We start from the raw sequence: 17,277 nt of genomic DNA, 5'->3' as shown, positions 1-17,277 counted from the left end.
GTCGTGTCTGAAAATGATCTCAGCTGAAGGCCTGAAAGAAATCGATCGCGCGATCGCGAAGTATCCCGCCGATCAGAAACAGTCCGCCGTGATGTCGGCGTTGGCCACTGCTCAGGAAGAGCATGGCTGGCTGACGCCCGAACTCATGCAGTTCGTCGCGGACTATCTCGGCATGCCGGCAGTCGCCGTGCAGGAGGTGGCTACCTTCTACACGATGTACGAGACCTCGCCGGTCGGCAAATACAAGATCACGCTCTGCACCAACCTGCCGTGCCAGCTCGGCCCGGACGGCGGCTCGGACAGCGCTGCTGAATATCTGAAGCAGAAGCTCGGCATCGACTTCGGCGAAACCACGCCCGACGGCAAGTTCACCCTGAAAGAAGGTGAGTGCATGGGTTCGTGCGGCGACGCGCCGGTGATGCTGGTGAACAACCATCGCATGTGCAGCTTCATGAGCCGCGCGAAGATCGACCAGCTGCTCGAGGAACTTTCGAAATGACGTCTTTACACGATCGTCACATCAAACCGCTGATTCTCGCCGGCCTGAACGGTGACAACTGGCATCTCGAAGACTACGTGGCGCGCGGCGGTTACGCCCAGCTGCGCCGTATTCTTGAAGAGAAGATTCCGCCGGAGCAGGTGATCGCCGACGTCAAGGCGTCGGGTCTGCGTGGCCGCGGCGGTGCAGGCTTCCCGACCGGTCTGAAGTGGAGCTTCATGCCGCGTCAGTTCCCTGGCCAGAAGTACCTCGTCTGCAATTCGGACGAAGGCGAACCGGGCACGTTCAAAGACCGCGACATCCTGCGCTTCAATCCGCATTCGCTGATCGAAGGCATGGCCATCGGCGCGTACGCGATGGGCATTACGGTCGGCTACAACTATATTCACGGCGAGATTTGGGAAGTCTACAAACGCTTTGAACAGGCGTTGGACGAAGCTCGCCGCGCCGGGTTCCTCGGCGAAAACATCATGGGTTCGGGCTTCTCGTTCGAGCTGCATGCGCACCACGGTTACGGCGCCTATATCTGCGGCGAAGAAACCGCGCTGCTCGAATCGCTGGAAGGCAAGAAAGGCCAGCCGCGCTTCAAGCCGCCGTTCCCGGCGAGCTTCGGCGTGTACGGCAAGCCGACCACGATCAACAACACCGAGACGTTCGCCGCAGTGCCGTTCCTCCTCGCAATCGGCCCGCAGAATTACCTCGAAATCGGCAAGCCGAATAACGGCGGCACGAAGATTTTCTCGGTCGCCGGCGACGTCGAACGTCCGGGCAATTACGAAATTCCGCTCGGCACGCCGTTTTCCACGCTGATGGAACTCGCCGGCGGCATGCGCGGCGGCAAGAAGATCAAGGCCGTGATTCCTGGCGGCTCGTCGGCACCGGTGATTCCGGGCGACATGATGATGCAGACCGACATGGACTACGACTCGATCGCCAAGGCCGGCTCGATGCTCGGTTCAGGCGCGGTCATCGTCATGGACGAGACGCGTTGCATGGTGCGCTCGTTGTTGCGGCTGTCGTATTTCTATTACGAAGAATCGTGTGGTCAATGCACGCCTTGCCGCGAAGGCACGGGCTGGCTGTACCGCGTCGTGCATCGTATCGAGCATGGGCTCGGCCGTCCGGAAGATCTGGATCTGCTGAACTCGGTTGCTGAAAACATCATGGGCCGCACGATCTGCGCGCTCGGCGATGCAGCGGCCATGCCGGTTCGCGGCATGCTCAAGCACTACTGGGACGAGTTCGAATATCACGTTGCCCACAAGCATTGCCTTGTCGGCGGTCATGCCGGCGCAGCGGCGGCGTCGGAAACCGTAGCGGCTTGAGTCTGCGGATCGATAAGCAGATAAGTACGCAGAAGAACACGTCATCCGCGGGATTCATCGCCTGAAACGGGCGATGAACGGGCGAACGATTGAGCGGTAACAGGTTAAGGAAGATTGACCATCATGGTTGAACTTGAAATAGACGGCAAGAAAGTAGAGGTGCCTGAAGGCAGCATGGTGATCCAGGCTGCGCATAAGGTCGACACGTACATTCCTCACTTCTGCTATCACAAGAAGCTGTCGATTGCGGCCAACTGCCGGATGTGTCTGGTCGATGTCGAAAAGATGCCGAAGGCGGTGCCCGCATGCGCCACGCCGGTATCGGCCGGCATGATCGTGCGCACCAAGTCGGACAAAGCGGTGAAGGGCCAGCAAGCCGTGATGGAATTCCTGCTGATCAATCACCCGCTGGATTGCCCGATCTGCGATCAGGGCGGCGAGTGCCAGTTGCAGGATCTGGCCGTGGGCTATGGCAAGTCGGGATCGCGCTATAGCGAAGAAAAGCGCGTGGTGTTCCACAAGAACGTCGGCCCGCTGATCTCAATGGAAGAAATGTCGCGCTGCATTCACTGCACGCGTTGCGTCCGTTTCGGTCAGGAAGTGGCCGGCGTGATGGAACTCGGCATGCTGGGCCGCGGCGAGCATTCGGAAATCACATCGTTCGTCGGCAAGACGGTGGATTCGGAACTGTCGGGCAACATGATCGATCTGTGCCCGGTCGGCGCGCTGACCAGCAAGCCGTTCCGCTACAGCGCCCGTACGTGGGAACTGTCGCGCCGCAAGTCGGTGAGCCCGCATGATTCCGTCGGCGCGAACCTCGTGGTGCAGGTGAAGAACAATCGCGTGATGCGCGTTCTGCCGTTCGAAAACGAATCCATCAACGAATGCTGGATTTCGGATAAAGACCGCTTCTCGTACGAAGGCCTGAACAGCCCCGAGCGTCTGACCCAGCCTATGCTCAAGCAAGGTGGCAAATGGGTCGAGACCGACTGGCAAACCGCGCTCGAATATGTGGTGAAGGGACTGAAGGGCATCAAGGGCGACCACGGCGCGAATGCGCTGGCCGCGCTCGGCAGCGCCCACAGCACCGTCGAGGAATTGTTCCTGTTGAAGCAACTCGCGCAAGCGGTCGGCACGCCTAACGTCGACTTCCGTCTGCGTCAGTCGGATTTCTCCGCACCGGTCAGCGGCACGCCGTGGCTCGGCACGGCGATCGCCGATCTGTCGAACGTCGACGCCGCACTGGTGGTCGGCTCGGATCTGCGTCGCGATCATCCGCTGTTCGCCGCGCGTCTGCGTCAGGCCGCCAAGGGCGGCGCGAAGCTTACGCTCGTGCAATCCACTAACGACGATGCGCTGATTCCGCAAGCGGAGCGCGTCGTGGCAGCGCCGTCCGCATGGCTCGAGGCGCTGGCTGGGATCGCCGGCGCGGTGTCGGAAGCGAACGGCGTGGCACTGCCGGAAGCCTTCGCCGGCACGCAACCCTCGGATGCGCACAAGAAAGTCGCGAAGTCGCTCGCCACGGGCGAACGTCGCCTGGTGTTGCTGGGCAACAGCGCGGTTCGTCATCCGGACTTCGCTGTCATTCACGCAGCCGCCCAATGGATCGCGGACGCGACCGGCGCAACGCTCGGCTTCCTGACGGAAGCGGCCAACACGGTCGGCGCGCATCTCGTGAACGCGTTGCCGGGCGAGGGCGGTCTGAACGCTCGCGAAGTATTCGAGCAACCGCGCAAGGGTTATGTGCTGCTGAACGTCGAACCGGAGTTCGACACGGCCAATCCGGCGCAGGCTTTGGCCGCGCTGAAGCAGGCTGAAATGGTTGTCGTGATGTCGCCGTTCCAGACCGGCGCGGAATACGCCGACGTGCTGCTACCGATCGCTCCGTACACGGAAACGGCCGGCACGTTCGTCAACGCCGAAGGTACGGTGCAGACGTTCAACGGCGTCGTGCGTCCGCTCGGTGACACGCGTCCGGCATGGAAGGTGTTGCGCGTGCTGGGCAGCCTGCTGGGCCTGCCCGGCTTCGAATTCGACACCTCGGAAGAAGTGCGCGCGGCCGCTCTCGGCGACGGCGAACTGAACTCGCGTCTGTCGAACAAGACGGGCGCCACGGTTGCACGCGGCAAGGCGGCGAAGGCAGCGGAAGGCAAGTTCGAACGTATCGCGAACGTGCCGATCTATCACGCCGATGCGCTGGTGCGTCGCGCCGAGTCGTTGCATTTGACCGCTGCAGCACGTGCGGCGAATACGGTCGGTCTGCCCGCTGGGCTGTTCGACAAACTGGGTTTGAAGGAAGGCGACGCGGTGCGCGTGCGCCAGGGCGAGCAATCGGTGCAGTTGCCGGCCGTGCGTGACGCTAATCTTGCGGAGACGGTCGTCCGCGTATCGGCGGCTACGCCTGCCGGTGCAGCGCTGGGCAGCCTGTTCGGTGAACTGGTGGTGGAGAAGGCGTAAATGAGCTTGTTCGATACGATCAACTCGGGCGGCACCCAGCTTCTCGGTGTGGCATGGCCCACGGTGTGGGCACTGGTGCGCATCCTGGTGGTGGCCGTCGTGATCCTGCTGTGCGTGGCTTACCTGATTCTGTGGGAGCGTAAGCTGATCGGCTGGATGCACGTGCGTCTCGGCCCGAACCGCGTCGGCCCCGCAGGTTTGCTGCAGCCGATCGCCGACGTGCTGAAGCTGTTGCTGAAAGAAGTGATTCAGCCTGCGCAAGCGAGCCGCTGGATCTACCTGATCGCGCCGATCATGGTGGTGGTGCCGGCGTTCGCGGTCTGGGCGGTGATTCCGTTCCAGGCGGGCGCGGTGCTCGGCGACATCAACGCCGGACTGCTGTACGCAATGGCGATCTCGTCGATTGGCGTGTACGGCGTGATCTTGGCCGGCTGGGCGTCGAACTCGAAGTATGCGTTCCTCGGCGCAATGCGCGCCGCGGCGCAGATGGTCTCGTACGAAATCTCGATGGGCTTCGCGCTCGTCGTCGTGCTCATGACCGCCGGCACGCTGAACCTGTCGGGCATCGTCGCTTCGCAGGAACATGGCATCTTCGCGTCGTACGGCTTGAACTTCCTGTCGTGGAACTGGCTGCCGCTGCTGCCCATGTTCGTCGTGTACTTCATCTCGGGCATCGCCGAAACGAACCGTCACCCGTTCGATGTGGTGGAAGGGGAGTCGGAAATCGTCGCGGGCCACATGATCGATTACTCGGGTATGGCGTTCGCGCTGTTCTTCCTTGCCGAGTACATCAACATGATCGTGATCTCGGCATTGGCTGCAACGCTGTTCCTTGGTGGCTGGAGCGCTCCGTTCGGGTTTCTGTCGTTCATCCCGGGCATCTTCTGGCTGGTCCTCAAGGTTTTCTTCCTGTTGTCGGTGTTCATCTGGGCGCGTGCCACATTCCCGCGCTATCGCTATGACCAGATCATGCGTCTGGGCTGGAAGATCTTCATTCCGGTCTGCGTGGTGTGGCTGGTGGTGGTCGGCTTCTGGATCATGTCGCCGTTGAACATCTGGAAATAAAGGGCGGATGAACCCATGACCGCAATCCAAAACTTTTTCAAGACCTTCTTCCTCACGGAACTGCTCAAAGGCCTCGCGCTGACCGGACGTTATACGTTCCAACGCAAGGTGACCGTGCAGTTCCCGGAAGAGAAGACCCCGATTTCGCCGCGTTTCCGCGGCCTGCACGCGCTGCGCCGTTATGAAAACGGCGAAGAGCGCTGCATCGCCTGCAAGCTGTGCGAAGCGGTGTGCCCGGCGCTCGCCATTACGATCGAGTCGGAAACGCGCGCGGACAACACCCGTCGCACCACGCGTTACGACATCGACCTGACCAAGTGCATCTTCTGCGGTTTCTGTGAAGAAAGCTGCCCGGTCGATTCGATCGTCGAAACGCACATTCTCGAGTATCACGGCGAGAAGCGTGGCGACCTGTACTTCACGAAAGACATGCTGCTGGCCGTGGGCGATCGCTATGAAGCGGAGATCGCGGCGAACAAGGCAGCCGACGCACCGTATCGTTGAAGCGCTTTATCCAGTTAAAGCAGTAAATGCAGCAATCACGGCCTGTTGTCGGGCCGGGCGCCGCAGCCCGAACGCCGCGGCACGGCGCACCTGTGCGGCTGTTCTGGCGGTATGCCAGCGGTATGTCAACCACAAGTGCCAAAGAACAATGCCTGACGATGGCCTAACGATGAACCGGTAATCATGGAATTCACGACCGTACTGTTCTACATCTTCGCGCTGCTCCTGGTGGTTTCAGGGCTGAAGGTGATCACCTCGCGCAACCCGGTGTCGTCCGCACTGTTTCTGGTGCTGGCGTTCTTCAACGCAGCCGCGATCTGGATGCTGCTGCAGGCCGAGTTCCTTGCGATCCTGCTGGTGCTGGTCTACGTCGGCGCGGTGATGGTGCTGTTCCTGTTCGTCGTGATGATGCTGGACATCAACATCGACGTGCTGCGTAAAGACTTCAAACGCTTCGTGCCAATGGCCACGCTGGTGGGCGCGATCATCGTGATCGAAACCGCGCTGATTCTCTGGCACGGTTACGGCGCGACCGCCACGGCGCTGCGTGACACCACGGCCGCCGCGAATGGCATGGGCGACTGGTCGAACACGCGCCTGATCGGCAAGGTCATCTACACCGACTATATCTTCGCGTTCGAAGTGGCCGGTCTGGTGCTGCTGGTGGCGATCATCGCGGCGATTGCGCTGACCACGAGTCATAAGAAAGACAGCAAACGTCAGAACGTCAGCGAACAGGTCAAGGTACGGGCTCAAGACCGCGTGCGCGTCGTGAAGATGAAATCGGAAAAGACCGCGGCAACCGTCGCGGCGGAAGAAGCCGCGGCAGCGGCAGCGGCAGCGGCCGACTCGGCACCAGCCAAGAACAGCTGAGCGGACAGGAGATAGAAATCATGTTGACCCTTGCCCATTACCTTGTCCTCGGCGCGATCCTGTTTGCGATCAGCGTCGTCGGCATTTTCCTGAACCGTCGCAACGTCATCATCATTTTGATGGCGATCGAATTGATGCTGCTCGCGGTGAACACCAACTTCGTCGCGTTCTCGCATTACCTCGGCGACGTGCACGGCCAGATCTTCGTCTTCTTCGTGCTGACGGTTGCGGCAGCGGAGGCGGCAATCGGCCTCGCGATTCTGGTGACCCTGTTCCGTAGTCTCGACACGATCAATGTCGAGGATCTCGATCAGCTCAAAGGTTAATTTCAGGAAAAGCGGTTATGTCCACGATACTCAATGAAAACCTGCTGCTGGCGATCCCGCTGGCACCGCTGGCCGGCTGTCTGGTTGCCGGTCTGGCCGGAAAAGCGGTAGGGCGAGCCGGTGCGCATTCGGTCACGATCCTCGGCGTCGCGATCTCGTTCATCCTGTCGGCGATCGTCTTCTTCCAGGTACTGGACGGTGCGAGCTTCAACGCGACCATCTACGAATGGATGTCGATCGGCAAGACGAAGTTCGAGATCGGCTTTCTGGTCGACTCGCTGACGGCCATGATGATGTGCGTGGTGACCTTCGTGTCGCTCATGGTGCACATCTACACGATCGGCTACATGGCCGGCGAGGACGGCTACCAGCGCTTCTTCTCGTACATCTCGCTGTTCACGTTCTCGATGTTGATGCTCGTGATGAGCAACAACTTCCTGCAGCTGTTCTTCGGCTGGGAAGCGGTGGGTCTGGTGTCGTATCTGCTGATCGGCTTCTACTTCACGCGTCCCACGGCGATCTACGCGAACATGAAGGCGTTCATCGTGAACCGCATCGGCGACTTCGGCTTTCTGCTGGGTATCGGCCTGCTGTTCGCGTTCGCCGGTTCGATGAACTACGGCGACGTGTTCGCGAAGCGCACCGAACTCGCGGCACTGACCTTTCCCGGTACGGACTGGGGTCTGCTGACGGTGGCGTGTATTTGCCTCTTCATCGGCGCAATGGGTAAGTCGGCGCAGTTCCCGCTGCACGTCTGGCTGCCGGATTCGATGGAAGGCCCGACGCCGATTTCCGCACTGATTCACGCGGCAACCATGGTGACGGCCGGTATCTTCATGGTCACGCGCATGTCGCCGCTGTTCGAACTGTCGGATACGGCGCTCTCGTTCGTGATGGTCATCGGGGCGATTACCGCGCTGTTCATGGGCTTCCTCGGGATCATCCAGAACGACATCAAGCGCGTGGTGGCGTATTCCACGCTGTCGCAACTGGGGTACATGACGGTCGCGCTGGGCGCGTCGGCCTACTCGGTCGCCGTGTTCCACCTGATGACGCACGCGTTCTTCAAGGCGCTGCTGTTCCTCGGCGCGGGTTCGGTGATCATCGGCATGCATCACGATCAGGACATCCGCAACATGGGCGGCCTGCGCAAGTACATGCCGATCACGTGGATTACGTCGCTGGTCGGTTCGCTGGCGCTGATCGGCACGCCGTTCTTCTCAGGCTTCTACTCGAAAGACTCGATCATCGACGCAGTGAAGCTGTCGCATCTGCCGGGTGCGGGCTTCGCGTACTTCGCGGTGGTGGCGAGCGTCTTCGTGACCGCGTTGTATTCGTTCCGTATGTACTTCCTGGTGTTCCACGGCGAGGAGCGCTTCCGCGGTCCGAAGCATCCGGAATCGCCGATGGGCATCGAAGCCGCGGCGCATGCGCATGACGCACACGGCCACGACGCGCACGGCCATGGTCACGACGACCACGCTCACGAGCCGCACGAAACGCCGTGGGTGGTCTGGCTGCCGCTGGTGCTGCTGGCGATTCCGTCGGTGGTGATCGGCGCGATCGGCATCGGCCCGATGCTGTTCGGCGACTTCTTCCAGCACGGCGTGGCGTTCGACAAGGTGATCTTCATCGGCGAAAACCATCCGGCGTTGCATGAGATGGCCGAAGAGTTCCAGGGCTGGGCGTCGATGGGCCTGCACTCGGTTGCGGGTCTGCCGGTCTGGCTGGCGCTCGCGGGTGTGGTGGTCGCGTGGTTCCTGTACCTGGTTCGTCCGGACCTGCCGGCTGTCATCAAGCGCGCGTTCGGCCCGATCTACACGCTGCTCGATAACAAGTACTACATGGACAAGATCAACGAAGTCGTGTTCGCGCGGGGCGCCGTGGCAATTGGCCGTGGTCTCTGGAAGGAAGGCGACGTCGTGGTGATCGACGGCATCGTCAACGGCAGCGCACGCTTTATCGGCTGGTTCGCCGGCGTGATCCGCTTCCTCCAATCCGGCTACATCTATCACTACGCGTTCGCCATGATTATCGGCATGCTGGGGCTCCTGACCCTGTTTGTAACGCTCGGCGGCAAATAAGGCGAGGGACACTAATGCACGCTTATCCGATTCTCAGTATTGCGATCTGGTTGCCGATCCTCGTCGGCCTCCTGGTCCTGGCCATCGGTTCCGACCAGAACCCGGCTCCCGCGCGCTGGATTGCGCTGATCGGTTCGGTCGTCAGCTTCCTCGTGACGATTCCGCTGATTACCGGTTTTGATTCGAGCACCGCCGATCTGCAGTTCGTCGAAAAGGCGAACTGGATTGAGCGCTTCAATATCACGTATCACCTGGGTGTCGACGGCATCTCGATGTGGTTCGTCGTGTTGACTGCATTGATTACGGTGATCGTCGTGATCGCCGCGTGGGAAGTGATCACGAAGAACGTGGGCCAGTACCTCGCCGCGTTCCTGATCCTCTCGGGCATCATGGTCGGCGTGTTCAGCGCGGCCGACGGCATGCTGTTCTACGTATTCTTCGAAGCGACGCTGATTCCGATGTACATCATCATCGGCGTGTGGGGTGGGGCGAACCGCGTGTACGCGGCGTTCAAGTTCTTCCTGTACACGCTGATGGGCTCGCTGTTGATGCTGGTCGCGTTGCTGTACCTGTACATCGAGACCGGCACGTTCGACCTCGCCACGTGGCAGCATGCGCAGATCGCCATGACGCCACAGGTGCTGATATTCATAGCGTTCTTCATGGCCTTCGCCGTGAAGGTGCCGATGTGGCCGGTTCACACGTGGTTGCCTGACGCCCACGTGGAAGCGCCGACCGGCGGCTCGGTGGTGCTGGCCGCGATCATGCTGAAGCTGGGCGCATACGGTTTCCTGCGCTTTTCCCTGCCGATCACGCCTGACGCGAGCCACTTTCTGGCGCCGGTCGTGATCACGTTGTCGCTGATCGCGGTGATCTACATTGGCCTCGTCGCGATGGTGCAGGCCGACATGAAGAAGCTGGTCGCGTATTCGTCGATCGCGCACATGGGTTTCGTCACGCTCGGCTTCTTTATCTTCAACCAGCTCGGCGTGGAAGGCGCGATCGTGCAGATGATCTCGCACGGCTTCGTGTCGGGAGCGATGTTCCTGAGCATCGGCGTGCTGTACGACCGTATGCATTCGCGTCAGATCGCCGATTACGGCGGTGTCGTCAACGTGATGCCGAAGTTCGCGGCGTTCGTAATGCTGTTCTCCATGGCGAATTGCGGCCTGCCGGGCACCTCCGGTTTCGTCGGCGAATTCATGGTGATTCTGGCGGCTGTCCAGTACAACTTCTGGATCGCGGGTGGCGCGGCAGTCACGCTGATTCTCGGCGCGGCCTACACGCTGTGGATGTACAAGCGCGTGTACTTCGGCGCGATCGCCAACGATCACGTGAAGGGTCTGCTCGACATCAACCGTCGCGAATTTTTCATGCTGGCAGTGCTTGCCGCACTGACGCTGTTCATGGGCCTGTATCCGAAGCCCTTTACCGATGTGATGCACGTATCCGTGGAAAACCTCCTCGCCCACGTTGCGCAGTCAAAGCTGCCGTTGCCTCAGTAACGCCGAGCGAGGAATTTAGAGACCATGCAAAACGCCCCTATGACTGCTCTGTTGCCCGACGCGCTGGTGATGCTCGCCGTTGTCGTCGCGTGGCTCAACGACACGTTCGTCGGCCAGGCCGGTCGCCGTACCACGTACTTCATCGCGTTCTTCTCGACGCTGGTTGCCGGCGTCTGGTTCGCGATGAACGCGTTCGACCCGCAAGTGCGCTACTACTTCGGCCATATGTACGTGGTGGATTCGTTCGCCAACGTGATGAAAGCCGTGGTGACGCTCGGCTACGCGGTGTCGATCGTGTATTCGCGCCGTTACCTCGAAGATCGCGGCCTGTTCCGCGGCGAGTTCTTCCTGTTGGGTATGTTCTCGCTGCTCGGCCAGCTCGTCATGATCTCCGGCAACAACTTCCTGACGCTGTATCTCGGCCTGGAACTGATGTCGCTGTCGCTGTATGGTGCGATCGCCCTGCGTCGTGACGCGGCGCCTTCGAACGAAGCGGCCATGAAGTATTACGTGCTGGGCGCGCTGGCTTCCGGTTTCCTGCTGTACGGCATCTCCATGCTGTACGGCGCGACCGGTTCGCTCGACCTGAACGAGGTATTCAAGGCGATCGGCACGAGCCACTACGACCCGAGCGTGCTGCTGTTCGGCGTGATCTTCATCGTGGCGGGCGTGGCGTTCAAGATGGGCGCGGTGCCGTTCCACATGTGGGTGCCCGACGTGTACCAGGGCGCGCCGACGGCGATGACGCTGATGGTCGGCGGTGGCCCTAAGGTTGCCGCGTTCGCCTGGGGTCTGCGTTTCCTGGTGATGGGCCTGTTGCCGCTGGCGGTGGAATGGCAGCAAATGCTGGTGATTCTCGCGGCGCTGTCGCTGATCGTCGGCAACATTACCGGTATCGTGCAACGCAACGTCAAGCGGATGCTCGCGTATTCGGCGATCTCGAATATGGGCTTCGTGCTGCTGGGTCTGCTGGCCGGTGTGGTCGACAGCAAGACCACGGGCGCCGCCAATGCATACGGCTCGGCGATGTACTACAGCATCGTCTACCTGATCACGACGATGGGCACGTTCGGCGTCATCATGCTGTTGGCTCGCCGCGATTTCGAGGCGGACACGCTCGAGGACTTCAAGGGTTTGAATCAACGCAGCCCGGTGTTCGCGTTCGTGATGATGATCATGATGTTCTCGCTCGCCGGCATTCCGCCCGCGGTCGGCTTCTACGCGAAGCTCGCGGTGCTGCAGGCCACCATGAACGCCGGCTTGACCTGGCTGACGGTGCTGGCCGTGATCACGTCGCTGTTCGGCGCGTTCTACTACCTGCGTATCGTCAAGCTGATGTATTTCGACGATCCGCAAGACAAGTCGCCCATTCTCGCTGACACCAGCACGCGTGCCTTGCTCGCGTTCAACGGTGTGGCAGTATTGGTGCTCGGTATCGTGCCGGATCCGTTGTTGAAGGCCTGCCTGCAGGCTATCCAGCACACGCTGCTGCTCTGATGTCGGCAGCGGGTTGGTTTATCGTGCTGTTGGCGCTGGTCGGCGCCAACCTGCCGTTCCTGAATCAGCGCCTCTTCGCCGCCGTGCCGTTGAAAGCGGCGAAGAAAAGCGCCTGGATCCGGATTGCCGAATTGATCGTGCTGTACTTCGTGGTTGGCGCGCTTGGTTTTCTGCTGGAAGCGCGCGCGGGTAACCGCTTTGAACAGGGGTGGCAATTCTACGCGATCACGTTCGCACTCTTCGTGGTGTTCGCATTCCCTGGCTTCACCTTCCAGTATCTCGTCAAACGCCGCTGACGGCGTCTCGCCGTCGGCGCACCCTGTCCTAAGGTCCGCATATGGCTGAACTTCCCGATCACGACGCCGCGCTCAAAGAGACCTGCATTGAGAGCAAAACGATCCATCAGGGACCGTTTCTGACGCTCAAATGCGACACCGTTCGCCTGCCGGATGGTAAGCACGCCACGCGCGAATATGTTCAGCATTCCGGCGCCGTCATGGTGATTCCATTGTTCGACGACGGCCGCGTGCTGCTCGAAAGCCAGTATCGCTATCCGATGGGCAAGGTCATGGTCGAGTATCCGGCCGGCAAGCTCGATCCGAACGAAGGCGCACTGGCCTGCGCGATACGTGAACTGCGGGAAGAGACCGGTTATAGCGCGCGCGAGTATGTTTATCTGACGCGCATTCACCCGATCATTTCCTATTCGACCGAATTCATCGATATCTATCTTGCGCGCGGTTTGACCGCCGGCGAGCGCAAGCTCGATGAAGGCGAGTTTCTCGAACTGTTCACGGCAACCGTGCCGGAGATGTCCGAGTGGGTGCGTACCGGCAAGGTGACTGATGTCAAGACGGTGATCGGCACGTTCTGGCTGGAGAAAGTGTTGTCGGGTGCGTGGCCATTGGCGGAGCCCGAATAACGCTGTAGCGAAGAATACGCGCGCGCCGCTAGCCGCTTCGGAAGTCTGAGAAAGCCCTTGTTGGTCTAAGACCGGCAGGGGCTTTTCTCATTGCGACGCGCGCGAAATTGCGCAATTGCCGGCATGTTGGCCGGCGTCTTAAAAGTGTGTCGTTTGCCTTATGCCATTCGACAGTCTCGTCCCGCGGCCTTTGTCCCTCTAGTATCGACCTTCGAGATCGACTTCCACTGTTCGTTTTATTTCGGATGACGAAGTGGTGGCGGGCGCATTTGATTTTGGGTGTGGATCAGGTTGTCACTTGACAACCTGATCCACACCCGCTAAATTGGAGGACATCAGATGGTTCGAGGAACCCATTCCAAGAAAGAGGTTGAGGCCGCGTTGGTGTACGCCGAGAAAAACGGCTGGCGTGTTCAGGGTGGTGGCAAAGGTCACGCTTGGGGACGAATGTACTGTCCTGATAAAGACGCGGAGTGTCGGTGTGGCGAGTTCTGCATATCGAGCGTCTGGAGCACGCCGAAGAATCCGGGCAACCACGCCAGACATCTGAGGCGCATCGTCGACAACTGCACGGCTCGCCGGTAGCAAATCCGTTCTTTGGGTGAAAGCTTTGGGACTGAATGAAGGCAGGAGTAACTTATGGAATACGTATTCACGCTGAAGTACCGTCTCGCGGTTGAAGACTGCGATCTTGACGCGATCGTCGAGCGTCTGGGCGAAGCCGGGTGCGACGACGCCACCGTGGGTATCGGGCAACCGGGCCGCATCGCGCTGTTTTTCACTCGCGAAGGCGAGTCCGCATTCGAGGCGGTGGTCAGCGCTCTCCAGGACATCAAGCGGGTGGTGCCGTCCGCGCGTCTTATCGAGGCCGGCCCCGATTTCGTAGGCCTGACTGACGTCGCAGAAGTCGCCGGCGTGTCGCGGCAAAACATGCGCAAGCTGATGCTGAGCCACGCAATCGACTTTCCGCCGCCGGTCCACGAGGGCAGTGCGTCAGTATGGCATCTGTCGGACATCCTTGACTGGCTCGCTGCGCGCGGCGGCTATGAAATCAAGCCAGACGTGTTCGACATTGCGAGAGCGGTCAAGCAGATCAACCTCGCAAAAGAGGCACGCGAGCTTGAGCCCCGGCTTGGCCGTCAACTGGAATGTCTCGTCGCGTAAAAGCGCTAGGGCAGGCAGCGTGCGAAGCTTCGCAAGCGTAGGTGATCGGCACGCCTGTTTGCCTTCCGGAGCACCTTCGGCAGTCCTTTGCGCAAAGCGTTAAAATCGCCCACCGCGTTCGGATTGTCCGCAACTTCCGGCGCCGGTACCCTTGTCCGTAAAAATTTACGAACGACCGTTCACAAATTTACGTTTTGCGCTAAACTGGCACGCAAGCCCTGATTCCACATGAAGGTCCTCGATTTACAGTGTCCGCATGGCCATCGGTTCGAAGGCTGGTTCGCTTCGACTGATGACTTCGAATCGCAGCAGTCTCGCAAGCTCGTCGAATGTCCGATCTGCGGTGCGAACGAGGTGAGCCGTTTGCCGTCGGCCCCGCGCCTGAACCTGTCGGGTGCGACCGAAACGAAAGCGCCAGCGGGCGCGGGGGAAATGCAGGCGCGTGTCATGCGCGCCCTGCGCGAGGTACTGGAAAAGACCGAGAACGTGGGCGACCGCTTCGCCGAGGAAGCACGGCGCATTCACTACAATGAAGCGCCCGCACGCAATATTCGCGGTGTCACGACACCGGAAGACGCGAAAGCCTTGGTCGAAGAAGGCATTGAAGTGATGCCGCTGCCGGTCCCAGCTGCCTTGAAGGAACCGCTGCAATAGCGCAGTGGCTCACTGGCGGCGGATGGTGGCGGCCAGGAGACACGACGCATGGATCTGGACTATTCCGCTGCTGATAACGCGTTCCGCGCAGACATCCGCGCCTGGCTCGAAGCGAATCTGCCTCGTGAGCTGAGCGACAAGGTACTCAATCACAAGCGTCTTGCCCGCGAGGACTTCGCAGGCTGGCATAAGCTGCTCGGCACGCGCGGCTGGTCGGCAATCGCGTGGCCAAAAGAGTATGGCGGCCCGGGCTGGGACGCGACCCAGCGGCACATCTGGGACGAAGAGTGCGCGCGCATCGGCGCGCCGTCCGTGCTACCTTTCGGCGTCTCCATGGTGGCGCCGGTACTGATGAAGTACGGTAACGAGGCGCAGAAGCGTCACTATTTGCCGCGCATTCTCGACGGTACGGACTGGTGGTGTCAGGGTTATTCCGAGCCGGGCTCGGGTTCGGATCTGGCCTCGCTGCGCACACGCGCCGAGCGCGTCGGCGACCATTACGTGGTTAACGGTCAGAAAACGTGGACCACGCTCGGCCAGTACGCCGACATGATGTTCTGCCTGGTGCGCACGGACAGCGGCGCCAAAAAGCAGGAGGGCATCTCGTTCCTGCTGATCGACATGAAAACGCCTGGCATCACCGTCCGGCCGATCATTACGCTCGACGAGGACCACGAAGTCAACGAAGTCTTTTTCGAAGACGTGAAGGTGCCGGTCGAGAATCTGGTTGGTGAAGAGAATCGCGGCTGGACTTACGCGAAATATCTGCTCGGCCACGAGCGCACCGGCATTGCGCGGGTCGGCCAATCGAAGCGCGAACTCGTTTTTCTGAAACGCCTTGCGCTGAATCAGAGAAAGAACGGCAAGCCGCTTCTGCAAGACCCGGTGTTCGCCGCGAAAGTCGCGAGCCTCGAGATCGAGTTGATGGCGCTCGAAGTCACCGTGCAACGCGTCGTCGCAAATGAAACGGGCGGACGCGGACCGGGACCGGAAGCGTCGATGCTGAAGATCAAGGGCACGGAAGTGCAGCAAGCACTGACCGAACTGATGTTCGAAGCAGTCGGGCCGCTCGCCGCACCATTCGACGTTCCGTTCCTCGAAGGCGAACGCGAACACAGCCTGGCCGGCGACGACGATGCCGCGCCTCTCGCCGCGTACTACTTCAACTTCCGCAAGACGTCGATTTACGGCGGCTCGAACGAAATTCAAAAGAACATCATCGCGCAGATGATTCTCGGACTCTGAGGAGCGACGCATGGACTTCACTTTCAACGACGAACAGCAGCAATTTGCCGATGCGCTGCGCCGGTATCTGGACAAGAACTACGGGTTCGAGGCGCGCCAGGCGATCGTGCGATCGGAAACCGGCGTGTCGGACGCGCATTGGGCCGCGTTTGCCGAACTGGGTCTGACAGCGTTGCCGGTGCCGGAAGCGCAAGGCGGTTTTAACGGCGGCCCGATCGACATGCTGGTCGTGATGCAGGAACTCGGCCGTGCGCTAGTCGTCGAGCCTTATTGGGCGACTGCGGTCGGTATCGAGGCGTTGCGCCTTGCAGGTAGCGACCAGGGCGAAGACGCGTCGCTGCTCGAACGTGCTGCTCAAGGCGAGATCAAGCTGGCCGTGGCATTTCACGAACCGCATGCGCGCTACGATCTGTTCGCGGTCGAGACAGGCGTAAGCGGGCAGGGCGAGCAGCAGACATTGAGCGGCACGAAGTCTGTGGTGCAACACGGCGGCCAGGCGGATCACTGGATCGTCCCGGCCCGGCTGAATGGCGAGATCGCGCTCTTCGTCGTGGCGCGCACTGCGGCCGGCGTCAGGATCACCGACTATCGCACGATCGACGGCCAACGCGCCGCCACACTCGAGTTCAACAACACGCCCGCGCGCCGGCTTGCCGGCAAGCACGCCGGCGCGGCGGCGCTCGAACATATCGCTGACTACGGCACGGTGCTGTTGTGCGCCGAGGCGATCGGCGCGCTCGACGCCCTGAATCTCGCCACCGTCGACTACACCAAGACACGTCAGCAGTTCGGCCAGCCGATCGCGCGGTTTCAGGCTTTGCAGCATCGCATGGTCGAGATGCTGATTCACGCCGAGCAGGCGCGCTCGGTCACGTATCTGGCCGCGATGCGCTACACGAGCTCGGATGCGGACGAACGTCGCCGCGCGGTTTCCGCCGCGAAGGCGAGGGTCGGTCAAGCCGCGCGTTTCGTCGGCCAGCAGGCGGTTCAGTTGCATGGCGGCATGGGCGTCACGAATGAGGTGGCCGCGGCGCATCTGTTCAAGCGGCTTGCTATCATCGAAACCACACTGGGCGATGTCGATCACCATCTCGCGCGGTTCGCCGCGCTACCTGGCTTCGTGACTGCCGAAGCCTGATCGGACATTCGAATTGGAT

The 17,277-nt window shown here is 60.8% G+C and carries 17 protein-coding genes; all 17 read left to right on the top strand.

The genetic code is table 11. The features are described from left to right. The first annotated feature begins 13 nt into the window (after positions 1-13). On the top strand, positions 14-499 hold the full coding sequence (gene nuoE / locus B0G71_RS14050) for an NADH-quinone oxidoreductase subunit NuoE (protein WP_106280364.1): 486 nt from the start codon (positions 14-16) through the stop codon (positions 497-499). Then, positions 496-1,824, top strand: a complete 1,329-nt coding sequence (gene nuoF, locus B0G71_RS14045; protein ID WP_116142448.1) for an NADH-quinone oxidoreductase subunit NuoF — start codon at positions 496-498, stop codon at positions 1,822-1,824. Before nuoE ends, nuoF begins: the two co-directional genes overlap by 4 nt. A 123-nt stretch (positions 1,825-1,947) precedes the next feature. After that, on the top strand, positions 1,948-4,281 hold the full coding sequence (nuoG, locus tag B0G71_RS14040) for an NADH-quinone oxidoreductase subunit NuoG (protein ID WP_116142447.1): 2,334 nt from the start codon (positions 1,948-1,950) through the stop codon (positions 4,279-4,281). Next, positions 4,282-5,346 (top strand): NADH-quinone oxidoreductase subunit NuoH, encoded by a 1,065-nt coding sequence (nuoH, locus tag B0G71_RS14035; RefSeq protein WP_116119428.1) that lies wholly within the window; start codon positions 4,282-4,284, stop codon positions 5,344-5,346. Positions 5,347-5,361: 15 nt separating this feature from the next. Continuing rightward, the gene (nuoI, locus tag B0G71_RS14030; RefSeq protein ID WP_012432383.1) at positions 5,362-5,850 is read left to right on the top strand and encodes an NADH-quinone oxidoreductase subunit NuoI; all 489 of its coding nucleotides are present in this window, start codon (positions 5,362-5,364) and stop codon (positions 5,848-5,850) included. Between the two features lie 183 nt (positions 5,851-6,033). Then, a complete protein-coding gene (locus B0G71_RS14025) occupies positions 6,034-6,723 on the top strand; it encodes an NADH-quinone oxidoreductase subunit J (protein WP_106306767.1) in 690 nt (229 codons plus the stop codon). A gap of 20 nt (positions 6,724-6,743) precedes the next feature. Next, the gene (nuoK, locus tag B0G71_RS14020; protein WP_013339863.1) at positions 6,744-7,049 is read left to right on the top strand and encodes an NADH-quinone oxidoreductase subunit NuoK; all 306 of its coding nucleotides are present in this window, start codon (positions 6,744-6,746) and stop codon (positions 7,047-7,049) included. 17 nt (positions 7,050-7,066) lie between these two features. After that, positions 7,067-9,133: an NADH-quinone oxidoreductase subunit L gene (gene nuoL / locus B0G71_RS14015; RefSeq protein ID WP_116142446.1), complete on the top strand. Its 2,067-nt coding sequence runs from the start codon at positions 7,067-7,069 to the stop codon at positions 9,131-9,133. 14 nt (positions 9,134-9,147) lie between these two features. Then, positions 9,148-10,638: an NADH-quinone oxidoreductase subunit M gene (locus tag B0G71_RS14010; RefSeq protein ID WP_116142445.1), complete on the top strand. Its 1,491-nt coding sequence runs from the start codon at positions 9,148-9,150 to the stop codon at positions 10,636-10,638. 24 nt (positions 10,639-10,662) lie between these two features. Beyond that, on the top strand, positions 10,663-12,135 hold the full coding sequence (gene nuoN, locus B0G71_RS14005) for an NADH-quinone oxidoreductase subunit NuoN (protein ID WP_106280378.1): 1,473 nt from the start codon (positions 10,663-10,665) through the stop codon (positions 12,133-12,135). Next, positions 12,135-12,431, top strand: coding sequence for a DUF2818 family protein (locus tag B0G71_RS14000; protein WP_007175603.1), 297 nt, complete (start codon positions 12,135-12,137; stop codon positions 12,429-12,431). The genes nuoN and B0G71_RS14000 overlap by 1 nt, the downstream gene beginning before the upstream one ends. A gap of 41 nt (positions 12,432-12,472) precedes the next feature. Then, positions 12,473-13,057 carry an NUDIX domain-containing protein gene (locus tag B0G71_RS13995; protein WP_106280380.1) on the top strand — a complete coding sequence of 195 codons (585 nt, stop codon included), beginning with the start codon at positions 12,473-12,475 and terminating at the stop codon, positions 13,055-13,057. 339 nt (positions 13,058-13,396) lie between these two features. Further along, entirely contained in the window at positions 13,397-13,642 is a 246-nt protein-coding gene (locus B0G71_RS41970; RefSeq protein ID WP_106280382.1) for a hypothetical protein, read from the top strand. 54 nt (positions 13,643-13,696) lie between these two features. Continuing rightward, complete coding sequence (locus tag B0G71_RS13985) at positions 13,697-14,221, top strand: AlpA family transcriptional regulator (RefSeq protein ID WP_106280384.1); 525 nt, start codon at positions 13,697-13,699, stop codon at positions 14,219-14,221. A gap of 228 nt (positions 14,222-14,449) precedes the next feature. Continuing rightward, positions 14,450-14,875, top strand: coding sequence for a DUF1178 family protein (locus B0G71_RS13980; protein ID WP_106280386.1), 426 nt, complete (start codon positions 14,450-14,452; stop codon positions 14,873-14,875). A 48-nt stretch (positions 14,876-14,923) separates the two neighbouring features. After that, on the top strand, positions 14,924-16,120 hold the full coding sequence (locus B0G71_RS13975; RefSeq protein ID WP_106280388.1) for an acyl-CoA dehydrogenase family protein: 1,197 nt from the start codon (positions 14,924-14,926) through the stop codon (positions 16,118-16,120). Between the two features lie 10 nt (positions 16,121-16,130). Next, positions 16,131-17,258 (top strand): acyl-CoA dehydrogenase family protein, encoded by a 1,128-nt coding sequence (locus B0G71_RS13970; RefSeq protein WP_116142444.1) that lies wholly within the window; start codon positions 16,131-16,133, stop codon positions 17,256-17,258. Positions 17,259-17,277 lie beyond the last annotated feature (19 nt).

The sequence above is a fragment of the Paraburkholderia sp. BL27I4N3 genome (genome assembly GCF_003386115.1).
Lineage (GTDB): Bacteria > Pseudomonadota > Gammaproteobacteria > Burkholderiales > Burkholderiaceae > Paraburkholderia.
This window is presented reverse-complemented; position numbering and strand designations above follow the sequence as displayed.

Bases quoted from the DNA above. Each gene is read 5' to 3' on its own strand.
- B0G71_RS13995 (WP_106280380.1), top strand. From the start codon at position 12,473: ATGGCTGAACTTCCCGATCACGACGCCGCGCTCAAAGAGACCTGCATT.
- B0G71_RS14025 (WP_106306767.1), top strand. From the start codon at position 6,034: ATGGAATTCACGACCGTACTGTTCTACATCTTCGCGCTGCTCCTGGTG.
- nuoH (WP_116119428.1), top strand. From the start codon at position 4,282: ATGAGCTTGTTCGATACGATCAACTCGGGCGGCACCCAGCTTCTCGGT.
- nuoF (WP_116142448.1), top strand. From the start codon at position 496: ATGACGTCTTTACACGATCGTCACATCAAACCGCTGATTCTCGCCGGC.
- nuoG (WP_116142447.1), top strand. From the start codon at position 1,948: ATGGTTGAACTTGAAATAGACGGCAAGAAAGTAGAGGTGCCTGAAGGC.
- nuoN (WP_106280378.1), top strand. From the start codon at position 10,663: ATGCAAAACGCCCCTATGACTGCTCTGTTGCCCGACGCGCTGGTGATG.
- nuoK (WP_013339863.1), top strand. From the start codon at position 6,744: ATGTTGACCCTTGCCCATTACCTTGTCCTCGGCGCGATCCTGTTTGCG.
- nuoI (WP_012432383.1), top strand. From the start codon at position 5,362: ATGACCGCAATCCAAAACTTTTTCAAGACCTTCTTCCTCACGGAACTG.
- B0G71_RS14000 (WP_007175603.1), top strand. From the start codon at position 12,135: ATGTCGGCAGCGGGTTGGTTTATCGTGCTGTTGGCGCTGGTCGGCGCC.
- B0G71_RS13975 (WP_106280388.1), top strand. From the start codon at position 14,924: ATGGATCTGGACTATTCCGCTGCTGATAACGCGTTCCGCGCAGACATC.
- nuoE (WP_106280364.1), top strand. From the start codon at position 14: ATGATCTCAGCTGAAGGCCTGAAAGAAATCGATCGCGCGATCGCGAAG.
- nuoL (WP_116142446.1), top strand. From the start codon at position 7,067: ATGTCCACGATACTCAATGAAAACCTGCTGCTGGCGATCCCGCTGGCA.
- B0G71_RS13970 (WP_116142444.1), top strand. From the start codon at position 16,131: ATGGACTTCACTTTCAACGACGAACAGCAGCAATTTGCCGATGCGCTG.
- B0G71_RS14010 (WP_116142445.1), top strand. From the start codon at position 9,148: ATGCACGCTTATCCGATTCTCAGTATTGCGATCTGGTTGCCGATCCTC.
- B0G71_RS13985 (WP_106280384.1), top strand. From the start codon at position 13,697: ATGGAATACGTATTCACGCTGAAGTACCGTCTCGCGGTTGAAGACTGC.
- B0G71_RS41970 (WP_106280382.1), top strand. From the start codon at position 13,397: ATGGTTCGAGGAACCCATTCCAAGAAAGAGGTTGAGGCCGCGTTGGTG.
- B0G71_RS13980 (WP_106280386.1), top strand. From the start codon at position 14,450: ATGAAGGTCCTCGATTTACAGTGTCCGCATGGCCATCGGTTCGAAGGC.